General features: G+C 52.3%; 18 protein-coding genes. 10 read left to right on the forward strand and 8 right to left on the reverse strand.

The window, feature by feature from the left end; genetic code table 11:
• Positions 1-72 precede the first annotated feature (72 nt).
• Entirely contained in the window at positions 73-321 is a 249-nt protein-coding gene (locus ACS603_RS13465; RefSeq protein WP_315688346.1) for a putative hemolysin, read from the forward strand.
• A gap of 73 nt (positions 322-394) precedes the next feature.
• Positions 395-700, forward strand: a complete 306-nt coding sequence (locus ACS603_RS13470) for a hypothetical protein (RefSeq protein WP_315688347.1) — start codon at positions 395-397, stop codon at positions 698-700.
• Here ACS603_RS13470 and ACS603_RS13475 read toward each other — a convergent pair.
• On the reverse strand, positions 693-1,046 hold the full coding sequence (locus ACS603_RS13475; protein WP_474944411.1) for a DUF488 domain-containing protein: 354 nt from the start codon (positions 1,044-1,046) through the stop codon (positions 693-695). The two genes, ACS603_RS13470 and ACS603_RS13475, sit on opposite strands and share 8 nt — an antisense overlap.
• A 145-nt stretch (positions 1,047-1,191) precedes the next feature.
• Here ACS603_RS13475 and ACS603_RS13480 point away from each other — a divergent pair, with 145 nt between their 5' ends.
• Positions 1,192-1,899, forward strand: a complete 708-nt coding sequence (locus tag ACS603_RS13480) for a CTP synthase C-terminal region-related (seleno)protein (RefSeq protein ID WP_315688349.1) — start codon at positions 1,192-1,194, stop codon at positions 1,897-1,899.
• A 30-nt stretch (positions 1,900-1,929) separates the two neighbouring features.
• On the opposite strand, the gene ACS603_RS13485 is transcribed toward ACS603_RS13480, so the two are convergent.
• Positions 1,930-3,120, reverse strand: coding sequence for a CynX/NimT family MFS transporter (locus tag ACS603_RS13485; protein WP_474944412.1), 1,191 nt, complete (start codon positions 3,118-3,120; stop codon positions 1,930-1,932).
• A 99-nt stretch (positions 3,121-3,219) separates the two neighbouring features.
• Here ACS603_RS13485 and ACS603_RS13490 point away from each other — a divergent pair, with 99 nt between their 5' ends.
• On the forward strand, positions 3,220-4,011 hold the full coding sequence (locus ACS603_RS13490) for an AraC family transcriptional regulator (RefSeq protein WP_474944413.1): 792 nt from the start codon (positions 3,220-3,222) through the stop codon (positions 4,009-4,011).
• Here the strand turns inward: ACS603_RS13490 and ACS603_RS13495 are convergent.
• Complete coding sequence (locus tag ACS603_RS13495; protein ID WP_014069842.1) at positions 3,995-4,441, reverse strand: DUF441 domain-containing protein; 447 nt, start codon at positions 4,439-4,441, stop codon at positions 3,995-3,997. The two genes, ACS603_RS13490 and ACS603_RS13495, sit on opposite strands and share 17 nt — an antisense overlap.
• A 148-nt stretch (positions 4,442-4,589) precedes the next feature.
• On the opposite strand from ACS603_RS13495, the gene yoaI reads away from it, so the two are divergent.
• A complete protein-coding gene (gene yoaI, locus ACS603_RS13500; protein WP_315688690.1) occupies positions 4,590-4,694 on the forward strand; it encodes a small membrane protein YoaI in 105 nt (34 codons plus the stop codon).
• 21 nt (positions 4,695-4,715) lie between these two features.
• On the opposite strand, the gene ACS603_RS13505 is transcribed toward yoaI, so the two are convergent.
• On the reverse strand, positions 4,716-5,216 hold the full coding sequence (locus ACS603_RS13505) for a YbaK/prolyl-tRNA synthetase associated domain-containing protein (protein ID WP_315688352.1): 501 nt from the start codon (positions 5,214-5,216) through the stop codon (positions 4,716-4,718).
• 161 nt (positions 5,217-5,377) lie between these two features.
• On the opposite strand from ACS603_RS13505, the gene ACS603_RS13510 reads away from it, so the two are divergent.
• A complete protein-coding gene (locus ACS603_RS13510) occupies positions 5,378-6,274 on the forward strand; it encodes a diguanylate cyclase (protein ID WP_315688353.1) in 897 nt (298 codons plus the stop codon).
• A gap of 33 nt (positions 6,275-6,307) precedes the next feature.
• Here the strand turns inward: ACS603_RS13510 and ACS603_RS13515 are convergent, their stop codons facing one another.
• Together ACS603_RS13515 and yeaG are read right to left on the reverse strand one after the other, a co-directional pair.
• Positions 6,308-7,588, reverse strand: a complete 1,281-nt coding sequence (locus ACS603_RS13515) for a YeaH/YhbH family protein (protein ID WP_315688354.1) — start codon at positions 7,586-7,588, stop codon at positions 6,308-6,310.
• A 95-nt stretch (positions 7,589-7,683) separates the two neighbouring features.
• Complete coding sequence (gene yeaG, locus ACS603_RS13520; protein ID WP_182060608.1) at positions 7,684-9,618, reverse strand: protein kinase YeaG; 1,935 nt, start codon at positions 9,616-9,618, stop codon at positions 7,684-7,686.
• A gap of 432 nt (positions 9,619-10,050) precedes the next feature.
• Between yeaG and ACS603_RS13525 the strand changes: the two genes are divergently transcribed.
• Both ACS603_RS13525 and ACS603_RS13530 read left to right on the forward strand, forming a co-directional pair.
• Positions 10,051-10,797, forward strand: a complete 747-nt coding sequence (locus ACS603_RS13525) for a MipA/OmpV family protein (RefSeq protein ID WP_182060609.1) — start codon at positions 10,051-10,053, stop codon at positions 10,795-10,797.
• Positions 10,798-10,886: 89 nt separating this feature from the next.
• On the forward strand, positions 10,887-11,741 hold the full coding sequence (locus ACS603_RS13530; protein WP_474944414.1) for an aldo/keto reductase: 855 nt from the start codon (positions 10,887-10,889) through the stop codon (positions 11,739-11,741).
• Between the two features lie 51 nt (positions 11,742-11,792).
• Here the strand turns inward: ACS603_RS13530 and ACS603_RS13535 are convergent, their stop codons facing one another.
• Positions 11,793-12,677 carry a D-hexose-6-phosphate mutarotase gene (locus ACS603_RS13535; RefSeq protein ID WP_474944415.1) on the reverse strand — a complete coding sequence of 295 codons (885 nt, stop codon included), beginning with the start codon at positions 12,675-12,677 and terminating at the stop codon, positions 11,793-11,795.
• A 75-nt stretch (positions 12,678-12,752) separates the two neighbouring features.
• Positions 12,753-13,748, reverse strand: a complete 996-nt coding sequence (gapA, locus tag ACS603_RS13540) for a glyceraldehyde-3-phosphate dehydrogenase (RefSeq protein ID WP_182060612.1) — start codon at positions 13,746-13,748, stop codon at positions 12,753-12,755.
• A 340-nt stretch (positions 13,749-14,088) separates the two neighbouring features.
• On the opposite strand from gapA, the gene msrB reads away from it, so the two are divergent.
• Together msrB and ACS603_RS13550 are read left to right on the forward strand one after the other, a co-directional pair.
• Complete coding sequence (msrB, locus tag ACS603_RS13545) at positions 14,089-14,502, forward strand: peptide-methionine (R)-S-oxide reductase MsrB (RefSeq protein WP_182060613.1); 414 nt, start codon at positions 14,089-14,091, stop codon at positions 14,500-14,502.
• Between the two features lie 41 nt (positions 14,503-14,543).
• Positions 14,544-14,822: a YeaC family protein gene (locus ACS603_RS13550; protein ID WP_217187204.1), complete on the forward strand. Its 279-nt coding sequence runs from the start codon at positions 14,544-14,546 to the stop codon at positions 14,820-14,822.
• Positions 14,823-14,914 lie beyond the last annotated feature (92 nt).

Consider the following 14,914-nt stretch of genomic DNA (forward strand, 5'->3'; position numbering starts at 1 on the left):
AATGGAGAAATCATGGAGAAAGTAGCTCCAGTTGATTAGGCTAAGGTTTCGTAAATAAAAAAAGGATAAAGAATGAGATATCTGTTACTTGCGCTGATGCTGCCGCTTGCGGCCTGCTCAACAGCAACGCCACCAGACGCCCCAAAACCGCCGCAGGCGGGGATGGCTAATCCTGCCTCGGTTTACTGCCTGCAAAAAGGGGGCGTTCAGGTTCCGGTGCAAAGCCCGCAAGGGGTACGCACGGAGTGCAAATTACCGGGCGGCGAAGTGATTGATGAATGGGATCTGTATCGTCGCGACCACCCGCAACCTGCCAGGTGACAGCAGTATAAGGACTGAGATACACTTCTCTTTAGGATTATTCTTACCTAACAATACTCACTGCGAGAGAAGTATGTTTCAGTTAAAACCGGGCAGCCTGGCCATGATCATTGGCGCGCGCACCACCGCTGGTCGTCGTAATATCGGTAAATCTGTTGAGCTGTTTGGTCTGTGCCAGCCTGGCTTACGTTTTGTGAATCCGGTAAACGGTGTAATGACCCAGTTGCCGTCAACAGCAGACCGCGCGCTTTGGCTGGTGACGGGTGATGTCTACGCTTTCGACAATCAGCATGGTTTTGCGTTCGTGCGCCCCGAACACCTGATGCCACTTCAGCCTGACGAAGCGCCGCAAACCCATAGCGAGCTGGCAATCAGCTGATTTTCAGATGGCGCAGCCAGTCGGCTAACACCAGGGCGTGATTCTGTTCAGTATTTTTAGCGCCATACAGCAGCGTGACGGTCTGTTTTTTTGCCCGTTCGGCAAGGCGGAGTCCTTCGTCCTGATGCTGCGCCAGCTCTTCCCGATACGCCTGGCTAAAGGCAGCAAAATCAATGTTCTCGCTGTGAAACGCTTTGCGCAGCTCGCTGGATGGCGTCAGCGTTTTACACCATTCATCGCAGTCGAGGTCTGATTTTTTGATCCCGCGCGGCCATAATCTGTCTACCAGAACCCGATAACCGTCCTCTGAACTTGCCTCGGCGTAAACACGTTTGCATTGAATCATCGTCTCTCTCCATGATGTGTAGGCCTACACACTATAGCACTAGGGTTTTTACCAACTAATTTTAAGGTATTGTGATTATTGCAAAAGATCGGTAGTCTGAGGTTCCTTATGTTATCTGATAATACTCTGGCATAAGGAACCTCTCATGGAACACTCCCCGGTTAAAACCACGCTACGTATTGCCCTGGTCGGCGACTACAATCCCGACGTGATTGCGCATCAGGCGATCCCGCTGGCAATTGATGACGCTGCCGCTGTACTTGAACTCACCGCCGATTACGACTGGCTTGCCACAACGGATTTGACCAGTCCGGAAGACCTGGTGGGCTACGATGCCATCTGGCTGGTACCTGCAAGTCCGTATAAAAATGCCGAAGCCGCCTTTATTGCCGCGCGTTATGCGCGCGAAAACAGCGTACCTTTCCTCGGGACATGCGGTGGATTCCAGCACGCGCTGATTGAGTATGCCCGCAACGTCCTGGGTTGGGATGACGCCGGACATGCGGAAACCGATACCGAAGGTACGATGGTGATTGCACCATTAACCTGCTCGCTGGTGGAAAAAACCGACGCTATTGAACTGCGCAACAATACAATTATTGCAAAAGCCTACGGAAAACCTGAGATTGAAGAAGGGTATCACTGCAACTACGGCGTCTCGCCAGAATTTGCCCATGAGCTTGAAAGTGGCGATATGCGTGTAACGGGCTGGGACGAACAGGGTGAAATTCGCGCGGCAGAGCTGGTCACGCATCCGTTCTTCGTGATCACCCTGTTCCAGCATGAACGCGCGGCACTGGATGGCCGCCCTGTGGTGCTGGCGCAGGCCATGCTGCGCGCAGCGCGTGGATAAATAAGGCAGGCCTCCCGGTCTGCCTTATGCTTAGCGGGGTGTGATTTCCCGATCGCGCCCGGCAAGTACACCGCATCCGGCCATCACGATGGAGGCGAGCGCACAGGCCATCAAGGGAATTCGCCAGTCGCCCGCCGAATCGTGAATTTTCCCCATCAGCGGCGGCCCGCACGCTGCCAGCAGATAACCAATCGACTGCGCCATCCCCGACAATGCTGCTGCCTGGTGCGCCGAGCTGGCGCGCAGGCCGATAAACGTCAGGCCGAGGATCATTGTGGCTCCTGAGCCAAAGCCAAATATCACTGTCCATATGAGGGCAAGTCCGGGTGCAAACCAGAAACCCGCCGCGCTGACAGCGCACATCAACGCTACGCATCCTGCGATCCCTCGCTGATCTTTCAGTCGATGAAGGATCAGCGGCACGGCCAGCCCCGGCACTGCGGTGGCAAGTTGTAACACGCCATGCATGGAGCCTGCCTGCGTTTCGCTGTAGCCGTGACTTTGCAAAATGGCAGGCAGCCAGCCAATAATCACATAATAAATCAGTGAGTTGATGCCAAGGAATGAGGTTACCTGCCAGGCGAGGGCAGAGCGCCAGATCGCGCGGTTATGCAGAGCCCCCGCGGCGGTCACCGTGGCGACGGGAGTGCGTCGCCACTGTGGCAGCCAGAGCAGCAAGGCCACCAACGGGAAGGTCATCAGCATGAGTAACGCGCCGTGCCAGCCTGCGTCTCCCAGAGCCAGGGGAACAATCAGCGCGGAGCCAAGTGCTGCCGATGCGCCCATGGTCAGGGAGTAAGCGCCGGTTAATCCGGCGACCTGGCCGGGGAAATCACGTTTGATAAGCCCGGGCAGCAGCACGTTTCCGAGCGCAATACCGCAACCAATAATTGCGGTGCCGCTAAACAGCAGCGCAGCAGAAGGCAAAGAGCGAATGCCAATACCGGCACAAATCAGTAGCAGTGCGACAAAAAGACTCCGCTCCATGCCAATACGCCGGGCAAGACCCGCGGCCAGCGGGGAGATTAACGCAAACGCCAGCAGCGGGAGCGTGGTGAGCAGGCCGGTTTGCGCGGTGCTGAGCCCGTAATCATGGCGAATAGTGTCAAGCAAGGGGGCCGCGCCGGTAAAGGTCACGCGCAGCGTGGTGGCAATCATGAGGATACCTGCAATCAGCAGTGTTCCCTGTTTCCCTGAAGGTCGAATATCAGCAGTCGTCATTATTTTCTCTAACGTTGAGGCGAGGGCACACAATACCGATATTTATGCGAGTTGAAATCAAGCTAAAATGACAGTTTATCGCTAATATCGGACAACTTAATGATCGGCCTGGGACTTGATGGTTACGACCCTGACAGCCAGCATGATGCTGCGGTGGCGTTTCGAATCCGTGTGGTAGCAGAAGAACAACACATACCGCGACACCAGCACCGCAAAGGGCAGCTGATTCTGGCGTTAGGTGGTGCAATTACCTGCGAAGTTGAAAACGCCATGCTGATGGTACCACCGCAATATGCCGTGTGGATCCCGGGCCAGGTTCCCCACAGCAATAAAGCCACGCCAAGCGCCCAGCTCTGTTTTTTGTTTATCGAACCCGGTGCGGTCAGCCTGCCGGATCGCTGCTGCACGCTCAAGATATCACCGCTGGTGCGGGAGCTTATCCTGTCCCTTGCGTCCAGAACCCGCGAAGAACTTCAGCTGCCGGCCACCTCAAGGCTTATCGATGTGCTGTTTGACGAACTGCTGCAACAGCCGCAGGAACACCTGCAACTGCCGGTATCGCCCCATCCTAAAATCCGCTTTATGAGTGAACGAATGGCCGAGGAGCCCGCCGAATGGCAGACCCTGGCGCAATGGGCACACCATTTTGCGATGAGCGAACGCAATCTGGCGCGGCTGGTGGTAAAAGAAACCGGGCTGAACTTTCGACGCTGGCGGCATCAGTTGCAGCTCATTGTGGCGCTACAGCTGCTGATTAGCGGGCGTTCCGTGCAACAGGTGGCGCAATCGCTTGGCTATGACTCCACCACCGCGTTTATCACGATGTTCAGAAAAGGGTTAGGGCAAACCCCCGCCCGCTATGTGGCAGGTCTTTCTAAGACTTCCCAATAAAGAGTGAAACCAGGCCTGCGGCAATCAGTGGGCCAACTGGCACACCGCGGAACAGGGCCACGCCCAGAACGGTGCCCACCAGAAGCCCGGCAACCAGCGATGGCTGGGAACTCATCAGCGTTACCCCGCGCCCGCCAAGCCAGGAGACAAAAATACCAACGGCAATGGCAACCAGCGATTTCCAGTTCACAAAAGAGTGAAGCAGCGTCGACGCCGGGAGCGTGCCGCTGGCAATCGGTGCCATCACTCCAATCGTCAGAATGATAATCCCGACCGTCAGGCCTTGTTTTTCAATCCAGGGGAAAAAGGTATTTAGCGGGGTGACGCGCACGATAATAAGTACCAGTATTGAGACGGCAACCGTGGTGTTATGGCTAATAAAGCCCAGTGCAGCGAGCCCCATAAGAATTAACAGGGTAGGGTCGAACATGTGTCATCCTTGCTAAAAAAAGTAAGCCTGCTTACTTTACGCGTAAAAATTTCGGCAAACAGCCTTTATAAAAAGATCTTATTGCTGTCATGTCACTGTCATTTGCGGAGGATAAAAAAGTACCAGTCACAGCAAAAGGGTATGCATGATGAACGATCAAATGTTTATCGAAACGCTGATTATCTCGTCTTCGTTTTTTACTATTGCAATCATTCTGGTGGCGTCAGTTATTTTTCTGGAAAAACATGGCTGACTGATTAGCCAGCCGCAGTCGTTATACTTTTCGAAAAGCAACCAGCTCAGGCCGGGCGATGCGCAGGTAATCCTGGGTGTCCATAATGACGGACTTCTCGAGCAAACCCGCGTTAAACGCGATTTCGTCAAAACGCTCGAACAGCAGCGGGTCGGCGACCAGCGTCAGGTCCGGGTGGAAGCTAAAAGGCGGTATAGCGCCGAAGACGCAGGCTGTCAGATTATCCACTTCCGCAGGGCTGGCAAGTGAAGCTTTAAGCCCGCCAAAATGACTGGCAAGTTGGCTGAGGTCGGCCTGCTGATCGGCAGCCAGGATCGCCAGAACATGTTTTTTAACGCCGTTTCCCTTCACTTTGCAGACCAGCGCTTTTGCACCCTGTCCAGGATCAGTGCCGCGGATCTCGCTTACTGCTTCGCATTTTCCCACCGCGTCATGTTCCACCACGCGAAACTGCGCCTGTTGTTGGGTTAACAATGCGATAAGTTGCTGGTGGGTGTCGGTACCTTTTCCTTCATCAGACATCGCGTTTTACCTGTTTTATGCCAATCGCAGCGTTGTACATTAACACAATTCTTTTAGCCGATGCGCACCTCAGAATTGGCGGTTATATACGCAGGGTGACAAAAGTTGAAATTCGGTTTGTTATTATCAATCTCCGGTATTATCACAGGGGTTGTGAAGTAATGAACAGGAAATACAAGGAGATAGACACGATTATTCGGGGGCTAAATCACGCGACCGATGCCCACTTCAAATGGCTGGTGAAGGTGCTGCGTTTTGTGGCCAGCCGTGATGTTGACCTGCCAGAAATCACCTGCGGTGAGGCGCATAATCACTGCGAGTTCGGGAGCTGGTTGAATGAACAGCTCGCATCGGAAGGCGGGGACAGAAATTACCTTCTCGATATTAATAAAAAACATATCGTGGTTCATCGGGCCTGTCGTCAGCTTATTACGTCTCTGGAATGTGAGTCGCAGCAGCAGCTCAATTTCGGGCTGTTTGAAACTGCGCTGCTGTCATTCACCGATTCGCTGACGCGCTATAAAGTGCATTTGCTGCAATTGCGAACCAGCTACGATGCGCTGACAGGTCAGCCCCTGCGCCGTATTCTGGATGAGTCTTTTGACAGCATGAATGCTCAGTACAGTGAGAATGGGTTATATCTGATGCTGCTCGATGTCGATCATTTTAAAAAGATAAATGATACCCACGGCCACCTGGCGGGTGACATGGTGTTGCGATCGCTGGCGATTAATCTGGAAGACAATATTCGCCGCGATGAGTCCGTTTATCGCTATGGAGGCGAAGAGTTTATTATTCTGCTTAAGGCCGAAAACGATCGTGCGGCAACCATCGTGGCAGAACGGCTTCGCCGGGTCATTGCTGCAGTGGAAACCGTCGCGGGCGAGCACCGTATTCGCATTACATTCTCGGCGGGTTTAACGCGTGTTCATCTTGATGAACCACTCCGGGAAGTGCTGGAGCGAGCGGATATGGCTCTGTATAAAGGCAAAAAGAGCGGCCGCAACTGCACCATTCTGATTAACCGGCGGCTGGATTGTCTTAATGTGGGCGAATAAAGAAAACAGCCAGCGATGTCGCTGGCTGTTGGATTATGCATTGCTGGTTGAGCTTTGTTTGTGGAACAGCTCCCTGAACACCGGGTAGATATCATCCTGATCTCGGATGTGCTGCATGGCAAAATTATCAAACATCGACTGTAAGTGTTCATATTCACGCCACAGCGTCTGGTGGGCGCGACGGGTAATTTCGATATAGCTGTAGTACCGCACTACAGGCAGAATTTTCTTCGCCAGAATTTCATGACACAGCGGTGAGTCATCTGCCCAGTTATCGCCATCGGACGCCTGCGCCGCATAAATGTTCCACTGCGCCGGGTCATAGCGTTCTTTCACGACTTCATCCATCAGTTTCAGGGCGCTTGATACAATTGTGCCCCCGGTTTCCTGCGAGTAGAAGAACTCGTGCTCATCCACCTCTTTTGCCTGCGTATGGTGGCGAATATAAACCACTTCCACGTTCTTATAGGTTCTGCTCAGGAACAGATAGAGCAGGATATAAAAACGTTTAGCCATGTCCTTCGTGGCTTGATCCATTGAACCTGAAACGTCCATCAGACAGAACATCACCGCCTGGCTGGACGGCTCGGGGCGCTTCTCATAGTTCTTGTAACGCAGGTCAAAGGTGTCGATAAACGGCACCCGGTCGATCTTCGCACGTAACTCAGCAATCTCTTTACGCAGGCGTTCCTCTTCCAGAAGTTGCGCGGGCTCTGTGTTCTCAACCACTTTCAGGCTGGTTTCCAGTTCGCGCAGTTCACGACGTTTCCCTGCCGTCATCGCCGTACGCCGCGCCAGTGAGTTCTGCAATGAACGCACGACGCTGATATTGGCAGGCACACCGTTGGCGGTGTATCCCGCACGATGGGTTTTATACTCGTTCAATTGACGGTGCTGGTTCTTTTTCAGGTTCGGCAACGCCAAATCTTCAAAGAGCAGATCGAGATACTCATCTTTCGAAATCTGGAAAACAAATTCATCCTGTCCTTCACCGTCCTGGCTGGCCTGTCCCTGACCGCTTCCCGAACCACCACCACCTTGTGGGCGTTCGATTCTGTCGTTCTGAACGAAGTGGTCATTACCTGGATGGACACGATGGCGCAGGCCGCCGCGTCCCTGATGGAACATCGGTTCGCTAATGTCATCCGTCGGGATAGAAACGGATTCACCGCTATCGACGTCAGTCACCGAACGCTTGTTGATGGCTTCGGAGATCGACTGTTTAATTTGCGCTTTATAACGGCGCAAGAACCGCTGGCGATTCACCGTGCTCTTGTTTTTGCCGTTAAGACGCCGGTCAATAAACCAGGTCATATACCCCCCGTACTGCATTTGCCAACTTGCAGTGTCCTGAAATGCCGGACATTTTTTGTAGGCCCGGTAGGCGCAGGCGCCACCGGGCACTTGTGTTAAGACGATTTGCGTACGCGCAGATACCATTCACACAGCAGGCGAACCTGTTTGCGGGTATAGCCTTTCTCCATCATACGGTCGACAAAGTCGTCGTGTTTTTTCTGCTCATCGGTTGAGGTTTTGGCGTTAAACGAAATGACCGGCAACAGCTCTTCGGTATTAGAGAACATTTTCTTCTCGATAACCGTGCGCAGTTTTTCATAGCTGGTCCAGTTCGGATTCCGCCCGCTGTTGTGCGCTCTTGCACGCAGCACGAAGTTGACTATCTCATTACGGAAATCTTTCGGGTTGCTGATGCCCGCCGGCTTCTCGATTTTTTCCAGTTCAGCGTTCAGGGATTCACGGTCAAACAGCTGGCCGGTATCCGGATCGCGATACTCCTGATCCTGGATCCAGAAGTCAGCATAGGTCACATAACGGTCGAAAATGTTCTGACCGTATTCCGAGTAAGATTCCAGATAAGCCGTCTGGATCTCTTTGCCAATGAACTCGGCGTATTTCGGGATCAGATAGCCTTTAAGGAACTCAAGGTAACGTTCAGCTTGCTCTTGCGGGAACTGTTCACGTTCAATCTGCTGTTCCAGCACATAGAACAGATGAACCGGGTTCGCGGCCACTTCAGCATGGTCGAAGTTAAACACGCGGGAGAGGATCTTAAACGCGAAACGCGTGGACAGACCGTTCATCCCTTCGTCGACCCCGGCGTAGTCCCGGTATTCCTGGTACGACTTCGCTTTTGGGTCGGTGTCTTTCAGGCTTTCGCCATCATAGACACGCATTTTCGAGTAAATGCTGGAGTTTTCCGGTTCTTTCAGGCGCGACAGGATAGAGAAGCGCGACAGCGTTTCCAGCGTACCCGGGGCGCAAGGTGCATGAACCAGCTCACTGTGGTTGAGCAGTTTTTCGTAAATTTTGATCTCTTCAGAGATCCGCAGGCAATAAGGCACTTTGACGATGTACACACGGTCAAGGAACGCCTCATTGTTTTTGTTATTACGGAAAGTGACCCATTCGGATTCGTTCGAGTGAGCCAGGATAATCCCGTTGAACGGCAGGGCGGAGATACCTTCTGTCCCGTTGTAGTTCCCTTCCTGGGTTGCGGTCAGCAGCGGATGCAGCACTTTGATCGGTGCTTTAAACATCTCGACGAATTCCATAATCCCCTGGTTCGAACGGCACAGCGCACCAGAATAGCCATAGGCATCCGGGTCGTTTTGCGCGTGATGTTCCAGCTTACGGATATCGACTTTACCCACCAGAGCTGAAATATCCTGGTTGTTCTCATCGCCCGGTTCCGTTTTGGCGATGGCAATCTGTTCCAGAATGGACGGCCATACTTTGACGACGCGGAATTTGGTGATATCCCCACCAAACTCATGCAGACGTTTTGCGGCCCACGGCGACATGATGGTGCCGAGATAGCGGTGTGGGATGCCAAACTCTTTATCCAGAATCTGCGCATCTTCCTGCGGGTTGAACAGGCACAGCGGATGGTCGTTAACCGGGCTGCGTTCACCGTTGGCGCTCAGCACATAAATAGGTACGCGCTGCATCAGCGCTTTAAGACGTTCGGCAAGCGATGATTTACCGCCACCCACAGGGCCTAATAAATAGAGGATCTGTTTCTTCTCTTCCAGACCCTGAGCCGCATGTTTCAGATAGGAGACGATTTGTTCAATGGCATCTTCCATACCATAGAACTCTTCAAACGCCGGGTATCGGGCGACAACCCGATTCGAAAATAGACGGGAAAGCCGTGGCTCCAGTGCAGTATCAACCATGTTTGGCTCACCAATAGCCATCAATAGCCGTTCTGCCGCATTGGCATAGGCACTGCGATCTTGCCGACAGATGGTAAGAAACTCCTGCAGTGTGAACTCTTCGTCCTTGGCAGCTTCATAGCGCTGGCGATAGTGATCGAATATATTCATGGCATGCCGTCCTTTCGTTTTTTAGCACATGATAAGAGCCGTTCGTATGAGTAGTGGAGGCTCCCGGAAGAGAATTTCTCGCACCGTAATGCCAGAGCAGCAACCTGTGTGCCAGGTCGGTCGCCAGGGATCACAGGGCGCTCAGGAATTTCTCCTCTTAAATTAAAGCGTAGATGGCATTTGCAAAACTTGCATGTTGGGAAAATCTAATTTCAATGACATATCAATAACTCATCCAAAAATTTCCGCCTTTGTTATAAGGCATTTTTGCGCTTTTCATCTTGTCGTCACATAAATGAAAGCTGGCGGTCATTTGAAAAATGGAAAATACCGGGTTTATCAAACTCATTAGCAGGCAAAAAACTTTGGGTTGTAGGGGAAGGGCGGTTACACTTCACCCGCTGATTATTTGACTACAGGAAAGAATGGATTGTGACCAAACTCAAACTTCTGGCATTAGGCGTACTTGCCGCCACTTCAGTTAGCGCCGCACAGGCAGAGGATCAGTGGACTGTTGGTGCTGGCGTAGGCGTGATTAACAGCCCATACAAACAGTATGACCGCGAGATTTATCCGGTTCCGGTTGTGACCTATGAAGGCGATAACTTCTGGTTCCGCGGCCTGGGCGGCGGTTACTATTTGTGGAACGATAATGCCGACAAACTCTCTGTCATGGCGTACTACGATCCGAAGCACTTCAAACCAGGCGATAGCGATAACAACCAACTGCGCCGCCTCGACAAACGTAAAAGCTCCATGATGGCCGGGCTTTCTTACGTGCATAACACCCAGTATGGTTTCCTGCGTACAGCGCTGGCAGGCGATACGCTGGATAATAGCAACGGCTTTATCTGGGATCTGGCCTGGCTGTACCGCTATACCAACGGTGGGCTGACCCTGACGCCAGGTATCGGCGTGCAATACAGCAGTGAGAACTACAACGACTACTATTATGGCGTGTCCAAAAACGAGTCTCGTCGTAGCGGCCTGAAAACCTACGGTGCTGATGACGGCTGGGATCCGTACCTGGAACTCACCGCAAGCTATAACTTCCTCGGCGACTGGAGCGTATTCGGCACTGGCCGCTATGTGCGCCTGAGCGATGAAGTGAAAGATAGCCCAATGGTCGACAAATCCTGGTCCGGTATCTTCTCAGTCGGTGTGAGCTACAAATTCTGATTGTGCATTTTCACAGTGCAATCTATGCATCATAACGGGGCGCTTGCGCCCCGTTTGCTTTACGGTGGTGCAGATAACAGGAGAGTGATATGAACGCAAAAACGGTGACATTTTCCGGTGCACGTACCCTTCCGGCAATCGGGCAGGGCACCTGGTATATGGGCGAAAAGGCAAGCCTGCGTAAAACCGAAGCGGATGCGCTGCGAGCGGGCATCGACCTTGGACTCACGTTGATTGATACCGCAGAGATGTATGCTGAAGGCGGGGCTGAAGAGGTTGTCGGCGAAGCAATCAAAGGCCTGCGCGATAACGTGTATCTGGTGTCTAAAGTCTATCCGTGGAATGCCGGAGGGCAGAAGGGGATGGCGGCATGTGAAGCCAGCCTGCAACGACTTGGCACCGATCACATCGACCTGTATCTGCTGCACTGGCGAGGCGGATTTAGCCTGGAAGACACGATTGAACTGATGGAGAAACTCCAGCGGGAGGGAAAGATAGGCCGCTGGGGCGTGTCGAATCTGGATTATGACGACATGCAAGAGTTGTGGCGCGAAGAGGGCGGTCCTGCCTGTGCCACTAATCAGGTGCTGTATCACCTTGCTTCACGCGGAATTGAATATGATTTACTGCCCTGGTGTCAGCAACAGGCAATGCCGGTGATGGCTTACTGCCCGTTAGCCCAGGCCGGACGCTTACGCAGCGGGTTAATGAATCATCCGGTGGTTAATGAGATTGCCCGCGACCATCACGCCACCGCCGCACAAATTCTGCTGGCATGGGTGATTAGCCATCAGGGCGTGATTGCGATACCGAAAGCGGCATCAGCGGAGCATGTAAAAGAAAATGCAGGGGCGTTAGACATTACGCTTACCGCGCAGGATCTGCTCAAACTGGAGCGTGCATTCCCGGCACCCGCTCATAAAACGCCATTAGATGTGGTTTAACGGTGTGGGGTTTCCTCTCCCCCCAATGGGGAGAGAGGCTGCTCGAGACCATTAGCCTTTAACAATGCTAATGGTCTGCGCCAGACGAGAAGGCTTCTCGGCACTGGCTTTTTGCAGAGGTGAAACGCAGGCGGTTTCGACACACACAAAGGTTTTATAGCCGTCATCCGGCACGTCACCCATGCTCACAGAGAGCGCAGGGCCCGGGTTCCAGCCCACAACGTTGCTGTTGTGGTGATGGATAACCTCAATCCGGCGATTGAGGTTTGCATCGTGGATCACGCTGCACGCTTCCGGGTGCAGGTAAACACGGTCTGTACGATCCGGGAATGTCTGCACGCCACCGCTCAGTTTCCCTTCTCTCGCGTTGTCGACTTTGTCGATAAAGGTATCGCCAAGTCCGCTGACTTTTACTGCGCTGATGTCACCCACGTTGAAATAGGTGTGCAGGGCAGAAGATGTTTCGAACTCACCGTGGGCTTCCAGCTCAATTTCACAGGTTTTACCCAGTTTGAAGCGCGCATACAGCGTGAAGTCGTGTGGCCAGAGTTTGCGGGTGTCATCGTTGCTGTGCAGCTCAAAGGTCAATACCGCACCGTTGTCATCTACATTGTGCGCTTTCAGCGTCCACTGCTGATTGCGTGCAAAACCGTGAGCAGGCAGGCCTTGTTCAGCGGCAGGGCCAAACCACGGCCAGCAGATCGGTACACCACCACGGATCGCAGCGCCTTTTTTAAACGAGGTAATATCGCTCAGCCACAGACCTTCTGCTTCACCTTCTGGTTTCCAGGAGAGCAGATGAGCACCGTTGAGTGCAACTGACGCTTTAACGCGTGGGTGATCAACAACGATAATATCGGCATCATCGATTTTGCGGTGGGAGAGCACAGGGGTAAGTTGTTCGACTACCGGAAGTGCAAAAATTTTATTAATCATTACGCAATCCTCTGTCTTTAAAGCAATAAAAAAGGCGACCGAAGTCGCCTTTTTGGATCAGTTTCTCATCTCAACTTATTTGGAGATGTGAGCGATCAGGTCCAGTACTTTGTTAGAGTAGCCGGTTTCGTTGTCGTACCAGGATACCAGTTTAACGAAGTTGTCGTTCAGTGCGATACCAGCTTTAGCATCGAACACAGAGGTGCAGATTTCGCCGTTGAAATCGGTAGAAACAACGTCGTCTTCGGTGTAACCCAGAACGCCTTTCATTGCGCCTTCGGAAGCAGCTTTGATTGCTTTCTTAATTTCTTCATAAGAAGCAGCTTTTTCCAGACGAACGGTCAGGTCAACTACGGAAACGTTAGGAGTTGGAACGCGGAACGCCATACCAGTCAGTTTACCGTTCAGCTCTGGCAGTACAACGCCTACAGCTTTAGCAGCACCGGTAGAAGATGGGATGATGTTCTGAGCTGCGCCACGGCCGCCGCGCCAGTCTTTGTGAGACGGGCCATCAACGGTTTTCTGAGTAGCGGTAGTTGCGTGAACGGTGGTCATCAGGCCTTCAACGATACCGAAGTTGTCGTTGATAACTTTAGCCAGTGGGGCCAGGCAGTTGGTGGTGCAGGATGCGTTAGAAACGATGTCCTGGCCAGCATATTTTTCGAAGTTAGCACCACGTACGAACATTGGGGTGTTGTCTTTGGATGGACCAGTCAGAACAACTTTTTTCGCACCAGCGGTGATGTGTTTACGCGCGGTTTCGTCGGTCAGGAAGATACCGGTAGCTTCAGCTACAACGTCAACACCGATTTCGTTCCATTTCAGGTTAGCTGGGTCTTTCTCAGCAGTAACGCGGATGGTTTTGCCGTTAACAACCAGGTGGCCGTCTTTCACTTCAACGGTGCCGTCGAAACGACCGTGAGTTGAGTCGTACTTCAGCATGTACGCCATGTATTCAGCGTCCAGGAGATCGTTGATACCAACGATTTCGATGTCAGAACGTTTCTGAGCAGCACGGAAAACAATACGGCCGATACGGCCAAAACCGTTGATACCTACTTTGATAGTCATATATTCCACCAGCTATTTGTTAGTGAATAAAAGGTTGCGTGTAAAATTACAAAAACCTTACGCAGCGTCAAGCGGAATCGTGTCAATCATTGCGACAAATCAATCCTGTGACTAACGTTTGTGCGACTGACTCGCCTCACTTTCCCTTTGAGCTAGCAACCACATGGGGGCTGCGCCCGGAATTTTAAAGGCCTGCCTGTATAAAAATGTGAAATTGATCACATTTGGCCGACCACCTTTTTGCGACACATAAGTTTAGAACAAAAGTGCACGCGTGGGTGTTAATGTTTTGTTAGAATCCGGGGTAAAGATGCCTGTTTCTACAGCGAGATGTAAGCATATGTCGAATCAACGTAACCCTGATGAACTGAAAAATAACCTGACAGAAATGCAGTTTTACGTGACCCAGAATCACGGGACTGAGCCCCCATTTACCGGGCGCTTGCTACACAATAAGCGAGACGGTGTCTATCACTGCCTGGTGTGCGATGCGCCACTGTTCAACTCCCAGACTAAATACGATTCTGGCTGTGGTTGGCCGAGCTTTTACGAGCCTGTCAGCGATGACGCGATCCGCTACATTGATGACTCATCACATGGGATGCAACGTATTGAAATTCGTTGCGGCAAATGTGATGCCCACCTGGGGCATGTTTTCCCGGACGGCCCTCAGCCAACGGGCGAACGCTTCTGCGTCAATTCAGCGTCATTAAGCTTCACTGATGACGAAAATGGCGACCAGACTAAAGGCTGAAAAAACGATTCAGCAAATTATTCCTTTGAAAGGGAGACATCATGAATATTGATGACATGATAAGTGGCATGACACCGGAAGTTTATCAGCGTCTGGTGACGGCGGTTGAACTGGGAAAATGGCCTGATGGTGTAGCCCTTACCCCGGATCAAAAAGAGAACAGTTTGCAACTGGTGATGTTGTGGCAGGCACGTAACAACACTGACGCCCAGCACATGACCATCGACACCCAGGGTCAGATGGTGATGAAGAGCAAGCGCGAGCTAAAAGAAGATTTTGGCATCACGCCAAAACCGATTGCGACGATGAAAATGCAATAACGGTGCGGGTTGATGCCCTCACCCAGCCCTCTCCCTGTGGGTTGAGGAATCCCCACAAAAATACGAGCACGGACGGCTCCCTCTCCTTTTTG

Source organism: Enterobacter sp. Li2LvB3 (genome assembly GCF_056156645.1).